General features: G+C 68.9%; 19 protein-coding genes. 10 read left to right on the top strand and 9 right to left on the bottom strand.

The genetic code is table 11. The annotated features are described in order from the left end of the window. Window positions 1-8: 8 nt before the first annotated feature. Both TNCT1_RS09135 and TNCT1_RS09130 read left to right on the top strand, forming a co-directional pair. Window positions 9-467, top strand: a complete 459-nt coding sequence (locus TNCT1_RS09135; protein ID WP_143630269.1) for a MarR family winged helix-turn-helix transcriptional regulator — start codon at window positions 9-11, stop codon at window positions 465-467. 9 nt (window positions 468-476) lie between these two features. Continuing rightward, a complete protein-coding gene (locus TNCT1_RS09130) occupies window positions 477-929 on the top strand; it encodes a GNAT family N-acetyltransferase (protein ID WP_143630268.1) in 453 nt (150 codons plus the stop codon). Between the two features lie 55 nt (window positions 930-984). Here TNCT1_RS09130 and TNCT1_RS09125 read toward each other — a convergent pair whose 3' ends face one another. Further along, the gene (locus TNCT1_RS09125) at window positions 985-2,373 is read right to left on the bottom strand and encodes a serine hydrolase (RefSeq protein WP_143630265.1); all 1,389 of its coding nucleotides are present in this window, start codon (window positions 2,371-2,373) and stop codon (window positions 985-987) included. 85 nt (window positions 2,374-2,458) lie between these two features. After that, entirely contained in the window at window positions 2,459-3,937 is a 1,479-nt protein-coding gene (gene dnaB, locus TNCT1_RS09120) for a replicative DNA helicase (protein ID WP_143630263.1), read from the bottom strand. Between the two features lie 459 nt (window positions 3,938-4,396). Here dnaB and TNCT1_RS09115 point away from each other — a divergent pair, with 459 nt between their 5' ends. Then, a complete protein-coding gene (locus TNCT1_RS09115; protein ID WP_143630262.1) occupies window positions 4,397-5,734 on the top strand; it encodes an MATE family efflux transporter in 1,338 nt (445 codons plus the stop codon). A gap of 139 nt (window positions 5,735-5,873) precedes the next feature. Here the strand turns inward: TNCT1_RS09115 and rplI are convergent, their stop codons facing one another. The 4 genes from rplI to rpsF form a co-directional block, all read right to left on the bottom strand. After that, the gene (gene rplI / locus TNCT1_RS09110; protein WP_143630260.1) at window positions 5,874-6,320 is read right to left on the bottom strand and encodes a 50S ribosomal protein L9; all 447 of its coding nucleotides are present in this window, start codon (window positions 6,318-6,320) and stop codon (window positions 5,874-5,876) included. Window positions 6,321-6,338: 18 nt separating this feature from the next. Beyond that, a complete protein-coding gene (gene rpsR, locus TNCT1_RS09105) occupies window positions 6,339-6,575 on the bottom strand; it encodes a 30S ribosomal protein S18 (RefSeq protein WP_003949403.1) in 237 nt (78 codons plus the stop codon). A 41-nt stretch (window positions 6,576-6,616) separates the two neighbouring features. Continuing rightward, on the bottom strand, window positions 6,617-7,204 hold the full coding sequence (locus TNCT1_RS09100; RefSeq protein WP_143630258.1) for a single-stranded DNA-binding protein: 588 nt from the start codon (window positions 7,202-7,204) through the stop codon (window positions 6,617-6,619). Between the two features lie 73 nt (window positions 7,205-7,277). Further along, window positions 7,278-7,568: a 30S ribosomal protein S6 gene (gene rpsF / locus TNCT1_RS09095; RefSeq protein WP_004985983.1), complete on the bottom strand. Its 291-nt coding sequence runs from the start codon at window positions 7,566-7,568 to the stop codon at window positions 7,278-7,280. Window positions 7,569-7,854: 286 nt separating this feature from the next. On the opposite strand from rpsF, the gene TNCT1_RS09090 reads away from it, so the two are divergent. The 3 genes from TNCT1_RS09090 to TNCT1_RS09080 all read left to right on the top strand — a co-directional run bounded on the left by TNCT1_RS09090 (window position 7,855) and on the right by TNCT1_RS09080 (window position 10,588). After that, window positions 7,855-8,172 (top strand): hypothetical protein, encoded by a 318-nt coding sequence (locus TNCT1_RS09090; protein WP_143630256.1) that lies wholly within the window; start codon window positions 7,855-7,857, stop codon window positions 8,170-8,172. A gap of 178 nt (window positions 8,173-8,350) precedes the next feature. Then, window positions 8,351-9,472 (top strand): peptidoglycan bridge formation glycyltransferase FemX, encoded by a 1,122-nt coding sequence (femX, locus tag TNCT1_RS09085; protein WP_143630254.1) that lies wholly within the window; start codon window positions 8,351-8,353, stop codon window positions 9,470-9,472. 84 nt (window positions 9,473-9,556) lie between these two features. Further along, window positions 9,557-10,588, top strand: coding sequence for an alanine racemase (locus TNCT1_RS09080; RefSeq protein ID WP_143630251.1), 1,032 nt, complete (start codon window positions 9,557-9,559; stop codon window positions 10,586-10,588). Window positions 10,589-10,691: 103 nt separating this feature from the next. Here the strand turns inward: TNCT1_RS09080 and TNCT1_RS09075 are convergent, their stop codons facing one another. Together TNCT1_RS09075 and TNCT1_RS09070 are read right to left on the bottom strand one after the other, a co-directional pair. Next, the gene (locus TNCT1_RS09075; protein WP_174266201.1) at window positions 10,692-12,224 is read right to left on the bottom strand and encodes a glycosyltransferase family 87 protein; all 1,533 of its coding nucleotides are present in this window, start codon (window positions 12,222-12,224) and stop codon (window positions 10,692-10,694) included. Between the two features lie 131 nt (window positions 12,225-12,355). Next, entirely contained in the window at window positions 12,356-14,644 is a 2,289-nt protein-coding gene (locus TNCT1_RS09070) for a transglycosylase domain-containing protein (RefSeq protein WP_143630249.1), read from the bottom strand. Window positions 14,645-15,361: 717 nt separating this feature from the next. Between TNCT1_RS09070 and TNCT1_RS09065 the strand changes: the two genes are divergently transcribed. The 3 genes from TNCT1_RS09065 (at window position 15,362) to TNCT1_RS09055 (ending at window position 18,598) form a co-directional block, all read left to right on the top strand. Beyond that, on the top strand, window positions 15,362-16,045 hold the full coding sequence (locus TNCT1_RS09065; RefSeq protein WP_143630247.1) for a PadR family transcriptional regulator: 684 nt from the start codon (window positions 15,362-15,364) through the stop codon (window positions 16,043-16,045). A 43-nt stretch (window positions 16,046-16,088) separates the two neighbouring features. After that, window positions 16,089-17,171, top strand: coding sequence for an inositol-3-phosphate synthase (locus tag TNCT1_RS09060; protein ID WP_143630244.1), 1,083 nt, complete (start codon window positions 16,089-16,091; stop codon window positions 17,169-17,171). A 110-nt stretch (window positions 17,172-17,281) separates the two neighbouring features. Then, a complete protein-coding gene (locus TNCT1_RS09055) occupies window positions 17,282-18,598 on the top strand; it encodes an MFS transporter (RefSeq protein WP_143630242.1) in 1,317 nt (438 codons plus the stop codon). A gap of 49 nt (window positions 18,599-18,647) precedes the next feature. Here the strand turns inward: TNCT1_RS09055 and TNCT1_RS09050 are convergent, their stop codons facing one another. Then, complete coding sequence (locus tag TNCT1_RS09050; protein ID WP_143630240.1) at window positions 18,648-20,114, bottom strand: CCA tRNA nucleotidyltransferase; 1,467 nt, start codon at window positions 20,112-20,114, stop codon at window positions 18,648-18,650. Between the two features lie 256 nt (window positions 20,115-20,370). On the opposite strand from TNCT1_RS09050, the gene TNCT1_RS09045 reads away from it, so the two are divergent. Beyond that, window positions 20,371-22,740, top strand: coding sequence for a DUF6049 family protein (locus TNCT1_RS09045; RefSeq protein WP_143630238.1), 2,370 nt, complete (start codon window positions 20,371-20,373; stop codon window positions 22,738-22,740). The last annotated feature ends 32 nt before the right edge of the window (window positions 22,741-22,772 follow it).

Below are 22,772 nucleotides of genomic sequence, written 5' to 3'. Positions count from 1 at the left end.
AGACGCCAATGACAGCGACGGACCCTGCGCTCACCGCCCTCGCCCAGGGCTGGTGCGCCCTCTCCCTGCTGCACGGGAGGATCGAGGCGCACATCGAGCGCGCACTGCAGGCGAAGCACGACCTGAGCGTGCGCGAGTACTCCCTGCTCGACGTGCTCAGCCGCCAGCACGAGGGTGAGGGCGGCCATCTGCAGATGAAGCAGGTCGCCGACGCCGTCGTCCTCAGCCAGAGCGCGACCACACGGCTGGTGACCCGCCTGGAGGACCGCGGCCTCCTGGAGCGCTACCTGTGCCCCACCGACCGTCGCGGCATCTACACCAACGTCACTGAGGCCGGATTGCGGCTGCTGGCCGAGGCGCGGCCCACCAACGACGCGGCTCTCCGCGAGGCCCTGGACGAGGCGGCCAGGAGCCCCGAACTGGCGCCGCTGGTAAAGGTCGTGGAGTCCGTGAACGTGCCCGCATAGGGTGCGGGCATGGGAGATCTTGAGATACGCCGGGCGACCGCGCCCGACCTGCCGACGATCGTGGCCATGCTCGCCGACGATCCACTCGGAGCCCAGCGCGAGTCGCCCGACGACCTGTCGCCGTACCGGACGGCCCTGGAGCGGCTGGACGCGGACCCGAACCAGCGGCTCGTCGTCGCGGTTCGCGAGGATCGGGTCGTCGGAACTCTCCAGCTGACGATCATCCCCGGCCTCTCCCGCAGGGGAGCCACCCGTTCGGTTATCGAAGCCGTCCGCATCCACGCCGACGAGCGCGGCAGCGGCCTGGGTACGCAGCTCATCCAGTGGGCGATCGACGAATCCAGGCGGCAGGGCTGCCAATTGGTGCAACTGACCTCCGACAGCAGCCGCACGGACGCCCACCGCTTCTACGAGCGGCTCGGTTTCACCGCCTCCCATGTGGGCTTCAAGCTGCCGCTGTAAGAACGGCCGGGGGCGGGCGTTTCACGTGAAACGCCCGCCCCCGGCCGCTTTCGCTTCAGTCCGCGATCCCTCGCCAGCCCGCCGGGTCCACTCCGCCGGGAACCCCGGCGCTCTCCTCGTACGGCTGCCGCGTGAACACGAACGACCCGAGATCCAGGTGGCTGACGGACCCGTCCGGACGCCTCACCGCGCGCAGGACCTCGCCGGCGTAGTAACCCTCGAGTCCGGTCCAGGTGTCGTCACCGTTGGGCCGCAGGCGTGTCCGACGCCCGGCGCCGGTCAGCGGACCCAGGGAGACGAGGCCGTCCGCCGTCACCCGCAGGGCGAAGGCATTCGTCCCCCAGTACCACTGTCCGGCCAACTCCAGCACAGCCGGGTCGACTTCGCCCAACGGGCGCCAGGGAGCGGGGATCCGGGGCTCCGCCTCGGCGACGATGCGGACGAGATCGGCGCCCACCGCTGACACCGCCGGGCCTGATGTGCAGTTGGTCAGCACCACGGCGGCCACATCGTCCTCCACACTGATGCTGAGGTTCGCGAGGAACCCCGGCAGCGAGCCGGAGTGCCCCACGATCAGCCGGCCGTCACGCCGCTGGATCTGCATGCCGAGGCCGTAGGTCGCACCGTCGACGACGTCAGAGGCTTCGGCCGGGGCCGCCGGAGTGCGCATCTCCCGGACCGATTCCGCGCTCAGCACACGGTCGTCCCCGCCGGCCAGGAAGACGGCGAAGCGCGCCAGGTCCGCCGTGGTGGACCAGAGCTGTCCGGCCGGAGCCATCCGGCCCAGGTCCTCCAAGGGCTCGGGCAGCAGCGCGTCGGCCCACGGGTGCACGGCCCAGCCACCGGCGTGGGGCGCCTGCGGCTGCGCACTGGTGCGGGTCAGCCCCAGGGGCTCCAGCACCTCCCTGCCGAGCGCGTCCGTCCAGGCAGCGCCACGCAGTCGCTCCACCAGGGCACCGAGCAGCGTGTAGCCGGGATTGGAGTAGTGGTGCCGTCGGCCGACGGGATGCAGCACCGGCCGCTCTCCGAGGACGTCACTCAGCTCGGGACGCAGCGAACCGGGGGTCCGCTCCCACCAGGGCGCCGGTGATTCCGCCGCGATCCCACCGGTGTGCGCCAGCAGCTGGGCGATAGTCGCCTCCCCCGCGCCCGTACCCGGCAGGTGCTTCTCCAGCGGGTCGTCGAGGTCGAGCAGCCCCTCGTCACGCAGTCGCAGGACCAGGACGGCGGTGAACGTCTTGGTGATCGAACCGATCCGGTACTGCACGTTCTCGTCCGGCGCGTGCCCGTCGACCGAGGACCGCGAGCCGTGCCACACGGTCCGCCCGTCCCGGACGACCGCGGCGACCAACGAGGGTGTCCGCCCCTCGGTCTGAGCGACGGCGATGCGGTGCAGCAACGCACGCCGGGTACCGGGGAGCAGCTCTTCCTGGAATGTCGTCATGCGCCCAGTCCAGCGGCTGGGCCGACGCACGTCGAGTCCTTTTCACCGACCCGGCGCGTGTCGGCCGTGAGCGCAGAGCCGCAGGTCAGGTCTGGGCCATGTCCACGAAACGGGAGTAGTGGCCCTGGAAGGCGACCGTGATCGTCGCCGTGGGGCCGTTTCGGTGCTTGGCCACGATCAGGTCGGCCTCGCCCGCGCGCGGGGACTCCTTCTCGTAGGCGTCCTCACGGTGCAGCAGGATGACCATGTCGGCGTCCTGCTCGATGGAGCCGGACTCACGGAGGTCGGAGACCATCGGCTTCTTGTCGGTGCGCTGCTCCGGTCCACGGTTGAGCTGGGAGAGCGCGATGACCGGGATCTCCAGTTCCTTGGCGAGCAGCTTGAGGTTACGGGACATGTCCGAGACCTCCTGCTGCCGGCTCTCGGCGCGCTTGGAGCCGCCGGACTGCATGAGCTGGAGGTAGTCGATGACCACCAGTTTCAGGTCGTTGCGCTGCTTGAGCCGGCGGCACTTGGCGCGGATCTCCATCATCGACAGGTTCGGGGAGTCGTCGATGTAGAGCGGGGCGGCGGAGACGTCCGGCATGCGCCGGGCGAGCCGGGTCCAGTCCTCGTCGGTCATCGTGCCGGACCGCATGTGATGCAGGGCGACGCGGGCTTCCGCCGACAGCAGGCGCATCGCGATCTCGTTGCGGCCCATCTCGAGGGAGAAGATGACGCTGGGGAGGTTGTTCTTGATCGACGCGGCCCGGGCGAAGTCCAGCGCGAGGGTGGACTTACCCATGGCGGGCCGGGCCGCGATGACGATCATCTGGCCGGGGTGCAGGCCGTTGGTCAGTGAGTCGAAGTCCGTGAACCCGGTCGGCACGCCGGTCATCTCGCCGCTGCGCGAGCCGATCGCCTCGATCTCGTCGAGGGCGCCCTCCATGATGTCTCCCAGCGGGAGGTAGTCCTCACTGGTGCGCTGCTCGGTGACGGCGTAGATCTCGGCCTGGGCACGGTTGACGATCTCGTCCACGTCGTCGTCGGCCGCGTATCCCATCTGCGTGATGCGGGTGCCGGCCTCCACCAGACGGCGCAGGACCGCGCGTTCGTGGACGATCTCCGCGTAGTACTCGGCGTTGGCCGCCGTCGGCACGGTCTGCACGAGGGTGTGCAGGTACGACGCGCCGCCCACCTTGTTGATCTCGCCGCGCTTGGTCAGCTCGGCGGCGATGGTGATCGGGTCGGCCGGCTCGCCCTTGGCGTAGATGTCGAGGATCGCCTGGTAGATCGTCTCGTGCGCGGGCTTGTAGAAGTCGTGGCCCTTGAGGATCTCCACGACGTCGGCGATCGCGTCCTTGGACAGGAGCATGCCGCCCAGCACGGACTGCTCGGCGTCCAGATCCTGCGGGGGAAGCCGCTCGAACGAGGAGCCCCCGCCGTCCCAGCCGCCGCTCTCCCGGCCCCGGTCGTGCTGCTCGTCACGGCCCCGGCCGCCGTCGCTCCGCCGACGGGAGGCCGGCAGACGATCACTGGGCCCGGCCTCGGCCCACGGATCGTCCAAGGGCTCGGAAATGCTCACCGAGCCACCTCCTCCCGTCCGCACGGCGGACCTAGCCGTGTCCTCAGTTCTACGGCACGGCACTGACAACTAAGAGGCCCAACTCCGGTTCACGCGCGTCGGGTTTGTGACGTTTCCCGGGTCGGGGGGAAGGAGCGGGCGCCGGACAACGTTAGGCCTGTCGGCAGCGTCAGCCAATCTGGTTATCCACAGGCCATGTGGACGACGGCCCAGATGCTGTGGAGAACTCCCCGAAACCTGTGCACGACCCGGTGGACAGCCCTGTGAACAAGCCCTCCCTGTGGTGCACACCACCGCTCTGAACTGCTGCTTTACCGTCCACTGGCTGTGCAGAAGAAAAACTTTCCCAGTCGGATCAAGATCGCTTCGAACGGTGCGCACAGTCACATGACCGACGACCGCAAGTAAGGGTCATTTGGCGATTGCATGTCTTACCTGTGGACGATTAGATTGGTGCTCATGACACAGGCTCCCGCGATCCCCAAGGCCACCCGCCGCCGGCACGACCAGGAGATCATCGCGCTGGCCGTTCCGGCCTTCGGTGCGCTGGTCGCCGAGCCTCTGTTCGTCATGGCGGACAGCGCGATCGTCGGCCACCTCGGGACCGCCCAGCTCGCCGGACTGGGCGTGGCGTCGGCTCTCCTCACCACCGCGGTGAGCGTCTTCGTCTTCCTCGCGTACGCCACCACGGCCGCTGTGGCCCGGCGGGTCGGCGCGGGCGATCTCCAGTCGGCCATCCGCCAGGGCATGGACGGCATCTGGCTCGCGCTCCTCCTCGGTGCGGCGGTCATCGCGACGGTTCTCCCCCTGGCCCCAGGCATCGTGAACCTGTTCGGCGCCTCGGACACCGCGGCGCCCTACGCCACGACATATCTGCGGATCTCCGCACTCGGCATCCCGGCCATGCTGATCGTCCTGGCGGCCACCGGTGTGCTGCGCGGTCTGCAGGACACCAGGACGCCCCTGTACGTCGCCATCGCGGGCTTCGTCGCCAACGCCGTGCTCAACGCGGGCCTCGTCTACGGTGCCGGACTCGGCATCGCCGGATCGGCCTGGGGCACCGTGATCGCCCAGTGCGGCATGGCGGCGGCCTATCTGACCGTCGTCGTCCGCGGAGCCCGGCGGCACGGGGCCTCGCTGCGGCCCGACGCGGCCGGTATCCGGGCCTCGGCACAGGCGGGAGCCCCTCTGCTGGTCCGCACCCTGTCCCTGCGGGCGATTCTCATGATCGCCACGGCGGTGGCCGCACGCCTCGGCGACGCCGACATCGCCGCCCACCAGATCATTCTGTCCCTGTGGAGCCTGCTGGCCTTCGCGCTCGACGCGATCGCCATCGCCGGGCAGGCGATCATCGGCCGCTACCTCGGGGCGAACGATTCCGAGGGCGCCCGGCTGGCCTGCCGCAGGATGATCCAGTGGGGCATCGCCACCGGTACCGGCCTCGGCCTGCTGGTGGTGGCCGCTCGGCCCCTGTTCCTGCCCCTGTTCACCGGCGATTCCGTGGTCAGGGACGCCGCACTGCCCGCCCTGCTGATGGTGGCTCTCTCACAGCCCATCTGCGGGATCGTGTTCGTTCTGGACGGTGTCCTGATGGGCGCCGGCGACGGACCCTATCTGGCGGGGGCGATGGTCGTGACCCTGGTCGTGTTCGCACCGGTGGCGCTGCTCGTCCCCGCGGTCGGCGGCGGCCTCACCGCTCTCTGGGCAGCCATGACGCTGATGATGACGGTCCGGATGCTCACCCTGTGGCTGCGGTCGCGCTCCGGCCGATGGATCGTGACAGGCGCGACCCGCTGAGCGGAGCAGCGGGCCCGCGATGGCCCGGTTTCACGTGAAACACGAGCTACACGCCTGCGCACGGCAAGCCGCAGCCCATACGAAGAGGGGCCACCCCGTTGGGATGGCCCCTCTCTCAGCTCTTCAGCCGAGCGCAGCGTCAGGCCGCGACGACCTCGATGTTGACCTTGGCGGCAACCTCGGGGTGCAGACGCACGGACGTCTCGTGGGCGCCCAGCGTCTTGATCGGCGCACCGAGCTCGATGCGGCGCTTGTCGACCTCGGGGCCACCGGAAGCCTTGATCGCGGAAGCGACGTCGGCCGGGGTGACGGAACCGAAGAGACGACCGGCGTCGCCGGAGCGGACGGCCAGGCGGACCTTGACGCCCTCGAGCTGGGCCTTCACAGCGTTGGCCTGCTCGATGGTCTGGATCTCGTGGATCTTGCGAGCACGACGGATCTGCTCGACGTCCTTCTCGCCACCCTTGGTCCAGCGGATAGCGAACTTCCGCGGGATCAGGTAGTTGCGAGCGTAACCGTCCTTGACGTCGACGACGTCGCCGGCGGCACCGAGACCGGACACCTCGTGGGTGAGGATGATCTTCATTAGTCGGTCACCCTTCCCTTAGCGCGCGGTGGACGTGTAGGGCAGCAGCGCCATCTCACGGCTGTTCTTCACGGCCGTGGCGACGTCACGCTGGTGCTGCGTGCAGTTGCCGGTCACGCGGCGGGCACGGATCTTGCCGCGGTCGGAAATGAACTTCCGCAGCATGTTCGTGTCCTTGTAGTCCACGTACGTGACCTTGTCCTTGCAGAAAGCGCAGACCTTCTTCTTCGGCTTGCGCACAGGCGGCTTCGCCATGGTGTTTCTCCTGTGTGATCAAGAAGTGGGGATTGCGAGCCCTAGAAGGGGGGCTCGTCCGAGTAGCCGCCACCGCCGCCGGAGCCGCCGGAGCCACCGCCCCAGCCGCCACCGCCCTGGTTGCCACCGGCGGGAGCGCCGGTCGCCCACGGGTCGTCGGCAGGAGCGCCGCCGCCCTGCTGGCCGCCACCGGAGCCGCCGCCCCAGCCGCCGCCACCCTGGCCGCCACCGCCGCCGTAACCGCCCTGGCCACCGCGGGCGCCACCGGAGGTCTTGGTGACCTTCGCCGTGGCGTTGCGCAGGCTGGCGCCGACTTCCTCGACGTCCAGTTCGTAGACCGTGCGCTTGACGCCCTCACGGTCCTCATAGGACCGCTGCTTCAGCCGGCCCTGCACGATGACGCGCATGCCTCGCTGGAGCGACTCGGCGACGTTCTCCGCCGCCTGGCGCCAGACCGAGCAGGTCAGGAACAGGCTCTCGCCGTCCTTCCACTCGTTCGTCTGGCGGTCGAAGGTGCGGGGAGTGGACGCGACGCGGAACTTCGCGACCGCCGCACCGGACGGGGTGAAGCGCAGCTCGGGGTCGTCGACAAGATTGCCGACGACCGTGATGACGGTCTCGCCTGCCATGGGGGAACCTCTCGGCGGGTTTGCTGCTGGCTGCTTGCTGCTACTCGAATCCCGAGATCAGCTGAGCGGAAGCTCAGTGGGTCTCGGGACGGAGGACCTTGGTCCGGAGGACCGACTCGTTCAGGTTCATCTGGCGGTCGAGCTCCTTGACGACCGCAGGCTCGGCCTGCAGGTCGATGACCGAGTAGATGCCCTCGGGCTTCTTCTTGATCTCGTACGAGAGACGACGACGGCCCCAGGTGTCGACCTTCTCAACCTTGCCGCCGCCATCGCGGACGACGGACAGGAAGTTCTCGATCAGCGGGGAGACAGCGCGCTCCTCGAGATCGGGGTCGAGGATGACCATCACCTCGTAGTGACGCATGTGGAACCCACCTCCTTTGGACTCAGCGGCCACGGTCGTTCCGTGGCAGGAGGGTCGTGATGCGTTCGCAACGGTATCGGCCGCCACTGACAATCAAGGGCTTCCGCCGGGATCCCGCAGTGCCGGCCGCCGATAATTTCCGGCAGGCCTGGGCAGACACCGGTGCAGACGGTACAGACTACCTGCACACCGGCTTCCGGTTGAAATCCGGCGGTGGGCACCCTCAGTCTGTACACATCGGGTGTGTATGGCGCTACAGTGCGCCGCGATCCGCAGGAGGTGCCCCATGGCACAGCAGGCATTGCGACCCAACACCGCCGGATCCCTCTTCGCCTCGGACGGCAAGCCCCATCCGCTCCAGGACGCCCTCATGGCCGTGACGCTGGTCCTGGGCGTGCTGGCCTTCATCACGGGTTTCTTCTCCGGTCTCCACCTGATCGCCTCCTGGGCCGGCCTGGTGGGGCTCGTGATCGGGGCGTACGGCCAGTGGATCTCGATCACGACGCGTGAACGGTTCGGCCTGATCCTCGGCCTGGGCGCCTCCGGCGTCGGCTTCATGCTCGGCATGGCGAACGGCGGGCTGTTCGGCGGGCTCATCGGCTGACACCGCCGGCCCGCCCGAGACGCGCCGCCGAGCACCGCGCGAACGCCCCGGCGACCGACCGGCCGGGGCGAAGGTGCCGTGCGCCCAGTCGGGGCGCCCGCCAGGCGCAGTAGGCTTCGGCGCGAGAGCCGGAGCCCCTGAACCCATGGGGACACACCAGCCCGAGGAGCGCCCCGACATGAGCCTGACCCTGAGGACCATCAGCCGCGAGCAACATCTGGCCTACATCCAGAGCCTGCCGTCGGCGAGCCACATGCAGGTCCCGGCATGGGCCGACGTGAAGGCGGAGTGGCGCTCGGAGCACCTGGGCTGGTTCGACGAGCGCAGCGGCGAGATGGTCGGCGCGGGCCTGGTCCTGTACCGCCAGCTGCCCAAGATCAAGCGCTACCTCGCCTACCTGCCCGAGGGCCCGGTCATCAACTGGTTCGCGCCGAATCTGGACGACTGGATCCAGCCGATGCTGGCCCACCTCAAGCAGCAGGGCGCCTTCTCGGTGAAGATGGGCCCGCCGGTGATCATCCGCCGCTGGAACGCGGAGACCATCAAGAAGGGCATCCAGAGCCCGGACGTGAAGCGCCTGCGCGACATGGAGGCCGACTTCATCGAGCCGCGCGCCTTCGAGGTCGCCGACAAGCTGCGCCGCATGGGCTGGCAGCAGGGCGAGGACGGCGGCGCCGGCTTCGGCGACGTCCAGCCCCGCTACGTCTTCCAGGTGCCGCTGGCCAACCGGTCCCTGGAAGAGGTGCACAAGAACTTCAACCAGCTCTGGCGCCGCAACATCAAGAAGGCCGAGAAGGCCGGCGTCGAGGTCGTCCAAGGCGGCTACCAGGACCTCGCCGAGTGGCAGCGGCTGTACGAGATCACGGCCGTGCGCGACCACTTCCGGCCGCGCCCGCTGTCGTACTTCCAGCGCATGTGGACGGCCCTCAACACCGAGGACCCCAACCGCATGCGGCTGTACTTCGCCCGCCACAACGGCGTGAACCTGTCGGCCGCGACCATGCTGATCGTCGGCGGCCACGTCTGGTACTCCTACGGCGCCTCCGACAACATCGGCCGTGAGGTCCGGCCCTCCAACGCGATGCAGTGGCGGATGCTGCGCGACGCCTACGCGCTCGGCGCCACCGTCTACGACCTGCGCGGCATCTCCGACTCGCTGGACGAGACGGACCACCTGTTCGGCCTGATCCAGTTCAAGGTCGGCACCGGCGGCCAGGCCGCCGAGTACCTCGGCGAGTGGGACTTCCCGCTGAACAAGCTGCTCCACAAGGCGCTCGACATCTACATGTCGCGCCGCTGATCGCGGAGCGTTTGATTGCATAGGCTTCACAGCTCTCCACCTCACTGACACACGGCAGCCACGAGAAAGGGTCCGGGTCCGGCCATGGCGCTCACGCTCTACGTCGACACCGCGCGCTGGCGGGCGCACCACAAGCACGTGCAGGAGCAGTTCCCGGGGCTCGTCCCGGTCTGCAAGGGCAACGGCTACGGCTTCGGACACGAACGGCTGGCGGAGGAGGCCACCCGGCTCGGCTCGGACATCCTCGCCGTCGGCACCACGTACGAGGCCGCGCGCATCAAGGACTACTTCGGTGGCGACCTGCTGGTGCTGACGCCGTACCGGCGGGGCGAGGAGCCGGTCCCGCTGCCGGACCGGGTGGTCCGCTCGGTGTCGTCCATCGACGGCGTCTACGGCCTCGTGGGAGCGCGTGTCGTCATCGAGGTGATGTCCTCGATGAAGCGGCACGGCATCAGCGAGCAGGACCTGCCGCAGTTGCACGCCGCCATAGAGAACGTCCGGCTGGAGGGCTTCGCGATCCACCTGCCGCTGGACCGCACCGACGGCTCGGACGCCGTCGAGGAGGTCATCGGCTGGATGGACCGGCTCCGCGCGGCCCGGCTGCCGCTGCACACGATGTTCGTCAGCCACCTCAAGGCCGACGAACTCGCCCGGCTGCAGCAGCAGTTCCCGCAGACCCGGTTCCGCGCCCGCATCGGGACGCGGCTCTGGCTCGGGGACCACGAGGCCACCGAGTACCGCGGCGCCGTCCTCGACGTCACCCGGGTGACCAAGGGCGACCGCTTCGGCTACCGGCAGCAGAAGGCGGCCTCCGACGGCTTCCTGGTGGTCGTGGCGGGCGGTACGTCGCACGGGGTGGGCCTGGAGGCCCCGAAGGCGCTGCACGGCGTCATGCCGCGTGCCAAGGGCGTCGCACGGGCCGGACTGGCCACGGTCAACCGGAACCTGTCCCCGTTCGTCTGGGGCGGCAAGCAGCGCTGGTTCGCGGAGCCGCCGCACATGCAGGTGTCGATCCTCTTCGTCCCCTCGGACGCCCCCGAGCCGCAGGTGGGCGACGAACTGGTGGCCCATCTGCGGCACACCACCACCCAGTTCGACCGGATCGTGGACCGTTAGCCCGGACCGCCGGACACCAAGGGCTCCGAACCAGGAAGGCCGTACACGCTGCGCGCGTGTACGGCCTTCTTCGTGTGCGTCCGAGCTCCGGGCGTCCGTTCGCTCAGAGCGAACGCCCCTCGTTCGGCAGCGGCTCGGGCCTGCCCCAGGCCACCTGGGGCGCGTCCAAGTGGGCGGCGTCACGGGGCGGACGGGCCGCCGCGCCGAGCACGAAGACGTCCTCGGCGCCGTCGAGCACTCCGCCCGAGGGGTCGTCGTCACCGGACCGGCGCACCACGTCCCGCTCGGGCGTCAGGATGTCCCGCACGACGACGGCGCACAGGTACAGCGTGCCGAGCAGATGGACCGCGATCACCCAGTCGTACCCCAGCGTGGGCAGTCCCTTGTGGGCGTCTCCGCTGGTCGTGTAGGCGAGGTAGAACCAGATGCCCAGGAAGTACGCCACCTCGCAGGCCTGCCAGATCAGGAAGTCCCGCCACTTGGGGCGTGCGAGGGCGGCCAGCGGCACCAGCCACAGGACGTACTGCGGTGAGTAGACCTTGTTGGTCAGGATGAAGACCGCGACGATCAGGAAGGCCAGCTGGGCGAAGCGCGGCCGGCGCGGGGCGGTGAATGTCAGCGCGGCGATACCCAGCGAGCACAGGCCCACCAACACCACGGCTGCGTTGTTCACGAAGTCGGTGGAGGGCGGGTTGCTCGAGTTCTGCGCCCAGATCAGCCACAGGGAGCCGAAGTCGACGCCCCGGTCGTGGCTGAACGTGTAGAACTTCGACCAGCCCTCGTAGGCGAAGAGCATCACCGGCAGGTTCACCACCAGCCAGGCGACGGCCGCGCCGCCCACGGCCTGGAAGAACTCCCGCCACTTGCCGGCCCTCCAGCACAGCACGAGCAGCGGGCCGAGCAGCAGCACCGGGTAGAGCTTGGCGGCGGTGGCGAGCCCCAGGAGGACACCGAAGGCCACTGAGCGGCCCCGCGACCACATCAGCATCGCGGCGGCCGTCAGAGCCACCGCCAGCAGGTCCCAGTTGATGGTGGCGGTGAGGGCGGCGGCGGGCGCCAGGGCGACCAGCAGCCCGTCCCAGGGACGCCGGGCATGGGTGCGGGTGACACAGACGGCGACGACGGCCGCGCACGCCATCAGCATTCCGGCGTTGACGAACCAGTACCACTGCTCCTGGTGCTGGATGCCGCCACCACCCGGCGTGAGCCAGGCGGCCACCTCCATGAAGACGCCGGTCAGCACCGGGTATTCGAGGTAGTCCATGTCACCGGGGAGGCGGTCGAAGTACGGGACCAGCCCGTCGGCGAAGCCGCGCCCCTGGTAGAGGTGCGGGATGTCCGAGTAGCAGGCGTGCGTGTACTGCGAACTCGCGCCGAAGAACCAGGCGCTCTGGTAGCAGGGAGCCTTCTGCACCAGGCCGAGGGCGAACATGCCGATCGCCACGAGCGCGATGACCCGTACCGGGGTCCACCAGGTCGTCCCGAGCAGGGCGCGCCGGCCGATGGGCCCGCCGATCAGCTCACTGCCGGCCGCGGCGACCTCGTCCTCGCGGGTCGGCCGCACCGGCTCCGCTCCGGCGGACCGTGGGGGCTCGGGCTCGTGCACGCCCGCGGGCGTCATCTCTGCACTGGGCATGGGGCACATCCTGCCGTACATGTCTGGGAATACGCCGAGGGCCGCCGCACTCGGTGAGTGCGGCGGCCCCGTGTTTCACGTGAAACGTGACGTGGCGGGCGAAATGACCGCCAACCGGTCAGGCCTGCTGTCTAGCCGTTCTGGCCCCCGAAGAGGCCTCCATTGCCGTTGCCATTGCCTCTGGTCGTGCCCGTTCCGGTCGTGTCCGTGGCTGAGGGCGAGGGTGTCGTCCCTCCGTTCGTGCCACCTGTGTCCGTGCCGCCGTTGGCGCCGTTGCCGCCGTTGGCGCCGTTGCAGTTGGTGCCCCAGCCCCACTGGCAGGTCTCGCTGGCCGACGGGGACGGGGACGTCTCGGTCACGCTCGGCGACGGACTCGGCGACTCGCTCGGCGTCTGGCTCGGGGTGATGGTGATCGACGGGGTCGGAGAAGGCGCACCGGCCTCGTCATTGACCTTGCCGATCTTCACGGCGGCCGGGAAGCCCGGGTCGTTCGCGTTCTTCAGCGCCGCCCTCATGTACTCGGTCCACACCTGCGTCGGGATGTCACCACCGTGGATGGAGTCCTTGCCCGCGGTGCCGTTCATGGAGAGCAGCTTGTGGTTCTTGGGGTTCTCCCGGAACATCGCCACCGACGTCGAGAGCTGCTGGGTGTAGCCGACGAACCAGGCCGACTTGTTCTTGTCGGTGGTACCGGTCTTGCCCGCCGCCGTACGGCCCAGCGCCTTGGCGTTCTGCGCCGTACCGTTCTGGATGACGTTCTCCAGGACGTCCGTGACGTTGTTGGCGATGTTCGCCTGCATCGCCTGCTTGACCTTGGGCTTGGCGAAGCCGGGCTGGTCCTGGCCGTCCTTCTTGACGGCGGTCACCGAGTACGGATCCGCCTGCTTGCCGGACGCGGCGAACGTCGCGTAGGCGTCGGCCATGCGGATCGCACTGGGCGTGGAGGTGCCGATGGCGAACGACGGGTTGAGGTCCACCGACATGCTCCCGTCGAGAATGCCGGCCGAGCGGGCCACGTCGCGGACGTGCGACATGCCGACGTCGACGCCCAGCTGCACGAAGGGGGTGTTGATGGACTGCTCCATCGCCTTGCGCAGGGTGATGTACCCCCACTTGTGCGGGCTCTCGTTCTTCTGGAAGAAGAACGAGTTGTCCTTGTTGAGGTAGTACGACCCGTCGGGCTTCTTCACCTTGAGGTGGTCGTCGCCGTTGTACTTGCTCAGCGGGGAGATTCCCTCGCCGCCTGAGTCGTAGGTGCCGTACTGCATGGCCGCGGCCAGCACGAACGGCTTCCAGGTCGAGCCGACGGGGACACCCTGGGTGTCGGCGTTGTTCGTGAAGTGGCCGTTCTCGTAGCCGTCACCGCCGTAGAGAGCGACGATCGCACCGTCGTTGGGGACCACGGACGCCGCACCGAACTGGACGTACTTGTCGAGTTCGCGCTTCGGGTTGAGGCGCTCCTTCTGGATCTTCTTGACGGCCGCGTTCAGGGCGTTGACCTTGTCCCTCTTGAAGGTCGTGTAGATCTGGAAGCCGCCCCTGTCGAACTCCTGCTCAGAGATGTTCGAGTGGCTCAGCACGTACTTCTTCGCCGTGTCGGCCAGGTAGCTGATCTGGCCGGTCATGCCCTTGGTCGCCTTGCGGTCCCGGGGCATGGGGTACTTCTTGATGGCGTCCTGGTACTGGGCGTCCGAGAGGTGCTTGTCCTTGTGCATCTCGCCGAGGATCCAGGACCAGCGCTCCTTGGACCGCTTGAGGTTGGCACTGGCCGTAGCCGCCTTGTCGAGGCTCTCGTTTCCCGCCGGGTCGTAGTACGTCGCTCCCTTGAGCAGCGACGCGAGGAAGGCGCACTCGCTGGGCTTGAGATCGACGGCGTCCTTGTTGTAGTACGTCCGCGCGGCGGCCTGGATGCCATAGGCGCCACGTCCGTAGTACGAGGTGTTCAGGTAACCCTGGAGGATCTGCGGCTTCGTCCGCTTCGTCCCCACCTTGATGGAGATGAACATCTCCTTGAACTTGCGGGTGACGGTCTGGTCCTGGCTGAGGTACGTGTTCTTGACGTACTGCTGGGTGATCGTCGAACCGCCCTGCGTCTGACCGCCTCGGGCCATGTTGGCCAGGGCCCGCGCGATACCCATGGGGTCGACACCCGAGTCCTGGTAGAAGCTCTTGTTCTCGGCCGAGATCACCGCCCACTGCATGGCCTCGGGGATCTTGTCGATGGTGACGTTCTGACGGTTCACGCCGGTGCCCGTCGCGACCATCTGCGAGCCGTCGGCCCAGTAGTAGACATTGTTCTGGGACTTGGCGGCATCGTTCTCGTTGGGGATGGAGACCATCGCGTAGCCGACGCCCACCATGACCACGAGGCTGCCGACGAAGCCGATGAACAGCCCGGTGACGAGCTTCCAGGACGGCACCCAGCGGTGCCACCCGTCCCTGTCGTAGCGCGGGTAGTCGACGAAACGCTTCTTGCCGGGGTCGGCCGCCCGGCCTCTGCCGCGCCCGGGGCCGGCCGGGTCGGCGGCCCTGCGCCGGCCGCCGCCTTTCTGCGCCGCCCGGCGGGCCTCGGCACGGCCGCCGTAGGCACGTTCCTCACCCCCCGAGCCTTGGGAGTCCGCCCCATAGGAAGTGGACCCATAGGAGTCGGCAGAGGACCCGGTGGCGCCTCGCGGTGCCGCGCGGCGGCCGGAGGCCGAGCCGGACTGGCCGCGTCGGGCCGCGGCACGTCCGCCTCCCTGCGGCTGCGGCGGTTTGCGACGGTGCTCGCTCATCGAACGACTACTCCTCGGGCAGGCGCACCCTTGCGCGCCTGGAAACGGCGGCTGGTTTCCGGTCCCCCCGAAGTACGGATGTGGTCGGTCCCGCATTCACCCGTACTGCTCCAGGGACGAGGACGCCCCCAGACGTCACTCGGTTCCCGGTGATGTGCATGCCGCACAGACTACGCACCGCCAAAACCCGCCGAGTCCCGAAGTTCACCCCAAACCAGGCAACTTGCCTCCTACGAATCGGTGATGTGATCCCGTTCACCGTCCCCCCTCTTGTCGCGTGCGGGAGGCCGTTCTATCGTCGTGATGTATCGAGTCGATACATCAGCGTGAGATAAAGACGCGGCGGACCGAGAGGAGGCGATCATGAGTCGGCGTTCCGGCATCCTTGAGTTCGCCGTCCTCGGCCTGCTGCGCGAGTCCCCTATGCACGGCTACGAGCTGCGCAAACGACTCAACACGTCACTGGGTGTGTTCCGGGCGTTCAGCTACGGGACCCTGTACCCGTGTCTCAAGACGCTGGTCGCCAACGGCTGGTTGATCGAGGAACCGGGCAGCACCCACGAGGACGCCCTGGCCGCTCCCCTCACCGGGCGCCGCGCCAAGATCGTCTACCGGTTGACGGCAGAAGGTAAGGAGCACTTCGAGGAGCTGCTCTCGCAGACCGGTCCGGACGCGTACGAGGACGAGCACTTCGCCGCCCGGTTCGCCTTCTTCGGGCAGACCTCGCGGGATGTGCGCATGCGTGTGCTGGAGGGCCGGCGCAGCCGCCTGGAGGAGCGTCTGGAGAAGATGCGCGCCTCTCTGGCGCGCACCAGGGAGCGCCTCGACGACTACACACTCGAGCTCCAGCGCCACGGGATGGAGTCCGTGGAGCGCGAAGTGCGCTGGCTGAACGAGCTCATCGAGAGCGAGCGGGCCGGACGGGACCTGAAGGGTTCCGCGTCCGGGGGGTCCGCTCAGCAGGACACCACCACTGGATCGACGGGCGGCCTGCCCCGTGCCGGGGAGAACCCCGGCACGGATACGCCCGGCGACACCGCCACGTGAGTCCCACTCAGGGCCTCACTCGTACACACAGGGAGCAACCGGAATGGGTTCGGTTCGCGTAGCCGTCGTCGGCGTGGGCAACTGCGCCGCGTCGCTGGTGCAGGGAGTCGAGTACTACAAGGACGCCGACCCGGCGTCGAAGGTCCCCGGCCTGATGCACGTGCAGTTCGGTGACTACCACGTGCGGGACGTCGAGTTCGTCGCCGCGTTCGACGTGGACGCCAAGAAGGTCGGCCTCGACCTGGCGGACGCGATCGGCGCCTCCGAGAACAACACCATCAAGATCTGCGACGTGCCGAACACCGGTGTCACCGTGCAGCGCGGTCACACCCTCGACGGCCTCGGTAAGTACTACCGCGCCACCATCGAGGAGTCCGACGCCGAGCCGGTGGACGTCGTCCAGATCCTGAAGGACAAGCAGGTCGACGTCCTGGTCTGCTACCTGCCCGTCGGCTCCGAGGACGCGGCGAAGTTCTACGCCCAGTGCGCCATCGACGCCAAGGTCGCCTTCGTCAACGCCCTCCCGGTCTTCATCGCCGGCACCAAGGAGTGGGCGGACAAGTTCACCGAGGCCGGTGTGCCGATCGTCGGTGACGACATCAAGTCCCAGGTCGGCGCCACCATCACGCACCGCGTCATGGCGAAGCTGTTCGAGGACCGCGGTGTCATCCTGGACCGCACGATGCAGCTGAACGTCGGCGGCAACATGGACTTCAAGAACATGCTCGAGCGCGAGCGCCTGGAGTCCAAGAAGATCTCCAAGACGCAGGCCGTCACTTCGCAGATCCCCGACCGGGACCTCGGCGAGAAGAACGTCCACATCGGCCCGTCCGACTACGTCGCCTGGCTGGACGACCGCAAGTGGGCCTACGTCCGCCTCGAGGGCCGCGCCTTCGGTGACGTCCCGCTGAACCTGGAGTACAAGCTCGAGGTCTGGGACTCCCCGAACTCCGCTGGTGTCATCATCGACGCCCTGCGCGCCGCGAAGATCGCCAAGGACCGCGGCATCGGTGGCCCGATCCTGTCCGCGTCCTCGTACTTCATGAAGTCCCCGCCGGTCCAGTACTTCGACGACGAGGCCCGCGAGAACGTCGAAAAGTTCATCCGCGGCGAGGTCGAGCGCTAAGCACGCGGGTTCGGCCGCCCGGCGCGCCGAAGAGAACGCTCCTGCCAGGGCTGCGAAGGGTCCCCGGGTCTCCCGACCTGGGGACCCTTCGCATATGTGAGGGTGGGGCCATGTCCGTCGTCCGTGACCTGCGCGTCCTGCTGCGTCTGCGGGACTTCCGCCGGCTGTTGTCCGTGCGCCTTCTGTCCCAGGGGGCCGATGGCGTCTACCAGGTCGCTCTGGCCGCGTACGTCGTCTTCTCACCGGAGAAACAGACCTCGGCGGCGGCGATCGCCTCGGCTATGGCGGTCCTGCTGCTGCCCTACTCACTGGTCGGGCCCTTCGCCGGCGTGCTGCTGGACCGCTGGCGGCGCCGCCAGGTCTTCGTGTACGGCAATCTGCTGCGCGCCCTGCTGGCGGGGGCGACCGCCGTCCTGATGGTCAGCCATGTGCCGAACTGGCTGTTCTACGCCTCCGCGCTGTGCGTCACGGCCGTCAACCGCTTCGTCCTCGCCGGATTGTCCGCAGCCCTGCCACACGTGGTCGACACCGAGCGCCTGGTACTCGCCAACTCCTTGTCTCCCACGGCCGGAACGCTCGCGGCGACCGCCGGGGGCGGCCTCGCCTTCGCCGTCCGGCTGGTGGCCTCGGACTCCGACGCCGCGGTGGTGCTGCTGGGGTCCTTCCTCTACCTGTGCGCGGCGCTCACCGCCCTGAGCATGGCTCCCGCTCTGCTCGGTCCCGACCGGGAGCCCGTACAGCCCCACCTGCGCACCGCACTCGTGGACACCGCACGCGACCTGCTCGCGGCCGTCCGGCACCTGGCCGCACCTCGACGCCGGGAGGCGGCCTGGGCGCTGACCTCCATGACCCTGATGCGCTTCTGCTACGGAGCGCTCCTCGTCCTGCTGCTCATGCTGTGCCGCTACGCCCTCTCCACCACACCTGAGGACGGACTGAGGCTGCTCGGACTCGGTCTGGCCGTGTCCGGCGCGGGCTTCTTCGCGGCCGCCGTGGTGACACCGTGGACGGTGGGACGGATCGGGCCGGGCCGCTGGATCGCGGTGTGCGCCGGCACGGCCGCCGTGCTGGAGCCCGCCCTCGGCCTCCCGTTCGCCACCGGTCCGCTTCTGGCGGCCGCGTTCGTCCTGGGCCTGATCACCCAGGGAGCCAAGATCGCCACGGACACCGTCGTGCAGTCTTCGGTGGAGGACGCCTTCAGGGGCCGGATCTTCTCGCTGTACGACGTCCTCTTCAACATCGCCTTCGTCGGCGCCGCCGGAGTCGCCGCACTGATTCTCCCGCCGGACGGGCGCTCCGCACTGCTGGTGGTCCTCGTCGCACTGGTATACGGCGCTGTGGCCCTGGGCATGGCCCGCTTCGAGCGCCACCGCACCCGGAACAGCCGAGGGGGTGATGTTTCACGTGAAACATCACCCCCTCGGTAGGGCAGCGGGGTCGTGTTTCACGTGAAACACGACCCCGTCCCGGCGTTTCTCAGTTCTGCTCGGCCCACCACTCCTTGAGGGCCGCGACCGCCTCGTCGTGCACCATCGGGCCGTTCTCCAGGCGCAGCTCCAGCATGTGCTTGTACGCCTTGCCGATCACGGGACCGGGGCCCACCCCCAGGATCTCCATGATCTCGTTGCCGTCGAGATCCGGGCGGATGGCGTCGAGCTGCTCCTGCTCCTGAAGCTGGCCGATGCGCTCCTCGAGGCCGTCGTAGGCCCGCGACAGCGCGACCGCCTTCCGCTTGTTCCGCGTCGTGCAGTCGGACCGAGTCAGCTTGTGCAGACGCTCCAGCAGCGGGCCCGCGTCACGGACGTAGCGCCGCACGGCGGAGTCCGTCCACTCGCCGGTGCCGTAGCCATGGAACCGCAGGTGGAGCTCAACGAGCCGTGAGACATCCTTCACCAGCTCGTTCGAGTACTTGAGGGCGGTCATCCGCTTCTTGGTCATCTTCGCGCCGACCACCTCGTGGTGATGGAACGAGACGCGGCCGTCCTTCTCGAATCGCCGGGTGCGCGGCTTGCCGATGTCGTGCAGCAGCGCGGCCAGGCGGAGCGCCAGGTCCGGGCCCTCCTGCTCCAGCGCCATCGCCTGCTCCAGCACGATCAGCGTGTGCTCGTAGACGTCCTTGTGCCGGTGGTGCTCGTCACTCTCCAGCCGCAGAGCCGGCAGTTCGGGCAGGACATGGTCGGCCAGCCCGGTGTCGACCAGCAGCGCCAGGCCCTTGCGCGGCTGCGCGGAGAGGATCAACTTGTTCAGCTCGTCCCGGACCCGCTCGGCCGAGACGATCTCGATCCGCGCGGACATCTCCGTCATCGCGGTGACGACCTCGGGAGCGACATCGAAGTCGAGCTGAGCGGCGAACCTGGCGGCCCGCATCATCCGCAGCGGATCGTCCGAGAAGGACTCCTCGGGCGTGCTGGGGGTGCACAGCACCCGGGCCGCGAGGTCCTGAAGGCCGCCGTGCGGGTCGATGAACTCCTTCTCCGGCAGCGCCACGGCCATCGCGTTGACCGTGAAGTCGCGACGGACGAGGTCCTGCTCGATCGAGTCGCCGTAGGACACCTCGGGCTTGCGCGAGGTGCGGTCGTACGCCTCCGACCGGTACGTGGTGATCTCGATCTGGAACTGCCAGTCGGTGTCCGCGACCCGGGCGTTCTTCTGCGCGCCGACCGTCCCGAAGGCGATCCCCACCTCCCAGACGGCGTCCGCCCACGGCCGCACGATCTTCAGTACGTCCTCGGGACGCGCGTCGGTGGTGAAGTCGAGGTCGTTGCCGAGCCGGCCGAGCAGCGCGTCCCGGACCGAGCCGCCCACCAGGGCGAGCGAGAACCCGGCCGCCTGGAATCGGCGGGCGAGGTCGTCGGCGACGGGGGCCACCCGCAGCAGCTCGCTGACCGCGCGGTGCTGCGCCTGGCTCAGGGCAGTGGGAGTGTCTTCGTTGGCGTTCGGCACAACAGAAGAGGGTACGTGTCCCCGGCCGCCCCGGTCGCCTCCACCGAGCGGTGCGGACGCCTCCCCTCATACCTGCACAAGCGCTGTGCTTACGACGTACAACCGCTCTCCCCTCGATACTGGATATAGAGGACGTGCCGCCGCCGCTCCCTGGTCTTGCGGAGCAGACCGCGGCACTTCCACTCTGCGCGCCTCGTTACCATGCGTGGACGCACATTCCGACGACCACTGACGACGACGAGGGACGGGCGAGCGCGTGGCCGAGGCGGCTGACTTCCAGGGGACCAGTGCCTCCTCACCTGCCCGCCGCTGGCTGCGGCGCACCGGAGCGCTGTGCGCCGGTGTGCCCCTGCTGGCGGGACTCCTCCAGCTGCCCGCCGCGGCGCCCGCACAGGCCGCCTCGTCCAGTCCGGTGTCCGTCTCCCTGGACTCGCTCAGCCCCAGCGCCCCCACGGACGGGGACACGGTGACCGTGTCCGGCACGGTGACGAACGCCGGTAAGCAGAACGTCACCGGCGCCCACGTGGGCCTGCGGGTGGGCCCCCTGCTCAACACCCGCTCGGCGATCGACGCCGTCGCCCGGCACCCCGACGATCTCCGAGCACGCACCGGCTCCGAGGTCGGTGACAAGTACGAGGCGAAGTTCTCCCAGCTCGCACCCGGAGTCGCACAGCACTTCAGCATCTCCGTCCCGGTGGACCAGCTCGACCTCGGCCAGGACGGCGTCTACGAGTTCGGCGTGGCCCTGTCCGGCCAGACCTCCGCCCAGCCATGGGACCAGGTGCTCGGCGTCCAGCGGACGTTCCTGCCGTGGCAGCCGTCCGACGCGGACACCAAGACCAGGACGACGTTCCTGTGGCCGCTGCTCTCCACGTCCCACATGACGGCGAGGACGGGCGCCGGTGAACTGCAGACGCCGGTCTTCAAGGACGACGACCTGGCCAAGGAGATCTCGCCCGGCGGCCGGCTGGCGCAAATGCTGGCTCTGGGCAAGGACCTCGACGTCACCTGGGTGATGGACCCGGACCTGCTGGCCTCGGTGGACGCCATGGCGGGCGGCTACCGGCTGCAGAACGACGACGGCACCACCAGGGCCGGCTCGCACCAGGCCGTCGCCAAGCAGTGGCTGGCCGAACTGCAGAAGGCCGTCGTGGGCAAGGAGGTCGTCGCGCTGCCCTTCGCCGACCCGGACCTGGCCTCCCTGGCGCACAGCGGTACCAGCGTCACCGGCTCGCTCAGCCATCTCAAGGACGCCACCGACGTCGCCGCCACCACCGTGAAGACCGTGCTGCACGTCACACCGACGACCGACTTCGCCTGGCCCGTGGACGGTGCCGTCGACCCGTCGATCATGAAGGTCGCCACCTCAGCCGGCGCCGACCGCGTGCTCGCCCGCAGCGACAGCCTCCAGGAGACCGCCGGACTGCCGTACACCCCGTCCGCGGCCCGCCCGGTCGGCGGCGGTACGACGGCGGTGGTCTCCGACGCACGGCTGTCCACCGCCTTCGAGGACGACCTGACCAAGGCGGGCTCGGCGACGCTCGCCGTCCAGCAGTTCCTGGCTCAGAGCCTGGAGGTGAACGCGCAGACCGACGCCCAGCGGAGCATCGTCGTCGCCCCTCAGCGCATGCCCTCGGCGAGCCAGGCCCAGGCGATGGCCAAGGCGGTGCAGGCACTCCAGGGCGGGACCTGGTCCCAGGCGCAGAACCTCACCGCGGCCGCCAAGGCCAAGCCGGACCCGGACGCCGCCACGCGCATTCCGTCGACGTCCTCCTACCCCTCCTCACTGCGCAAGCGGGAGCTGCCGAGGACGGCGTTCGAGCAGATCGCGCGCACGCAGGACAAGCTCGACAACTTCAAGGTGGTCCTCAGCGACCAGTCCCGGGTGATCACCCCGTTCGGGCGGGCCATAAACCGTGAGATGTCCACGTCCTGGCGTGGCCGCGGCGACGACGCGGACAGCTTCCGGGGCGATGTCGAGGCCTGGCTCGACGACCTGACCGACCAGGTCAAACTGATCGACAAGTCCGAGACCAAGCTCTCCGGGCGCAGCGCCACCATCCCGGTGACCGTCCAGAACAATCTCGTGCAGCCCGTGAGCCACCTCGTCCTGCGGGTCACCTCGACGATGCCGACCCGCCTGAAGATCGGCGGCAAGGCCTACGAGGAGCAGCCCGTCGAGGTCTCCGGCGGCCACAGCCAGTCCGTGAAGTTCCCCACCGCGGCCAACGCCAACGGCCGGGTCACGGTCATCGCCCAGCTGTACACCCAGGACGGCCAGGAGTACGGCGACCCGGTCAGCTTCGACGTGAAGGTCACCGAGGTCACCCCCACCGTCATGCTGGTCATCGGCGGCGGTGTCCTGCTGCTGGTCCTGGCCGGGTTCCGGATGTACACCCAGCGCAAGCGCGCGGCGGCCCGCCAGGCGGACGACGACGGCCCCGGCCCGGACGGCGGGGAGAACGACGGCGAACCGGGGAACCCCGGCGCCCCCTCGGACCGTCTCACCGACCAGTCGGACGCCCCGCCCGGTGCCGAGGGCCCGGAGCAGCCGAGTGACCCTGCGCCGGACACCGCATCGGAAAACGCCGACCCGTCCGGGACGGGTGAGAGAGTGGACCGTTGAGCGATGTCGTGGCCGGTGTGGCCCGGGACGAT

Source organism: Streptomyces sp. 1-11 (assembly GCF_007176755.1).
Taxonomy (GTDB): Bacteria; Actinomycetota; Actinomycetes; order Streptomycetales; family Streptomycetaceae; genus Streptomyces.
The sequence above is the reverse complement of the archived record's forward strand: the minus strand, read 5'-3'. Positions and strand labels throughout refer to the sequence as shown.

Coding starts and splice junctions, on each gene's coding strand:
- TNCT1_RS09135 (WP_143630269.1), top strand. CDS start 9: ATGACAGCGACGGACCCTGCGCTCACCGCCCTCGCCCAGGGCTGGTGC.
- TNCT1_RS09130 (WP_143630268.1), top strand. CDS start 477: ATGGGAGATCTTGAGATACGCCGGGCGACCGCGCCCGACCTGCCGACG.
- TNCT1_RS09125 (WP_143630265.1), bottom strand. CDS start 2,373: ATGACGACATTCCAGGAAGAGCTGCTCCCCGGTACCCGGCGTGCGTTG.
- TNCT1_RS09115 (WP_143630262.1), top strand. CDS start 4,397: ATGACACAGGCTCCCGCGATCCCCAAGGCCACCCGCCGCCGGCACGAC.
- rplI (WP_143630260.1), bottom strand. CDS start 6,320: ATGAAGATCATCCTCACCCACGAGGTGTCCGGTCTCGGTGCCGCCGGC.
- rpsR (WP_003949403.1), bottom strand. CDS start 6,575: ATGGCGAAGCCGCCTGTGCGCAAGCCGAAGAAGAAGGTCTGCGCTTTC.
- TNCT1_RS09100 (WP_143630258.1), bottom strand. CDS start 7,204: ATGGCAGGCGAGACCGTCATCACGGTCGTCGGCAATCTTGTCGACGAC.
- rpsF (WP_004985983.1), bottom strand. CDS start 7,568: ATGCGTCACTACGAGGTGATGGTCATCCTCGACCCCGATCTCGAGGAG.
- TNCT1_RS09090 (WP_143630256.1), top strand. CDS start 7,855: ATGGCACAGCAGGCATTGCGACCCAACACCGCCGGATCCCTCTTCGCC.
- femX (WP_143630254.1), top strand. CDS start 8,351: ATGAGCCTGACCCTGAGGACCATCAGCCGCGAGCAACATCTGGCCTAC.
- TNCT1_RS09080 (WP_143630251.1), top strand. CDS start 9,557: ATGGCGCTCACGCTCTACGTCGACACCGCGCGCTGGCGGGCGCACCAC.
- TNCT1_RS09075 (WP_174266201.1), bottom strand. CDS start 12,224: ATGCCCAGTGCAGAGATGACGCCCGCGGGCGTGCACGAGCCCGAGCCC.
- TNCT1_RS09065 (WP_143630247.1), top strand. CDS start 15,362: ATGAGTCGGCGTTCCGGCATCCTTGAGTTCGCCGTCCTCGGCCTGCTG.
- TNCT1_RS09060 (WP_143630244.1), top strand. CDS start 16,089: ATGGGTTCGGTTCGCGTAGCCGTCGTCGGCGTGGGCAACTGCGCCGCG.
- TNCT1_RS09055 (WP_143630242.1), top strand. CDS start 17,282: ATGTCCGTCGTCCGTGACCTGCGCGTCCTGCTGCGTCTGCGGGACTTC.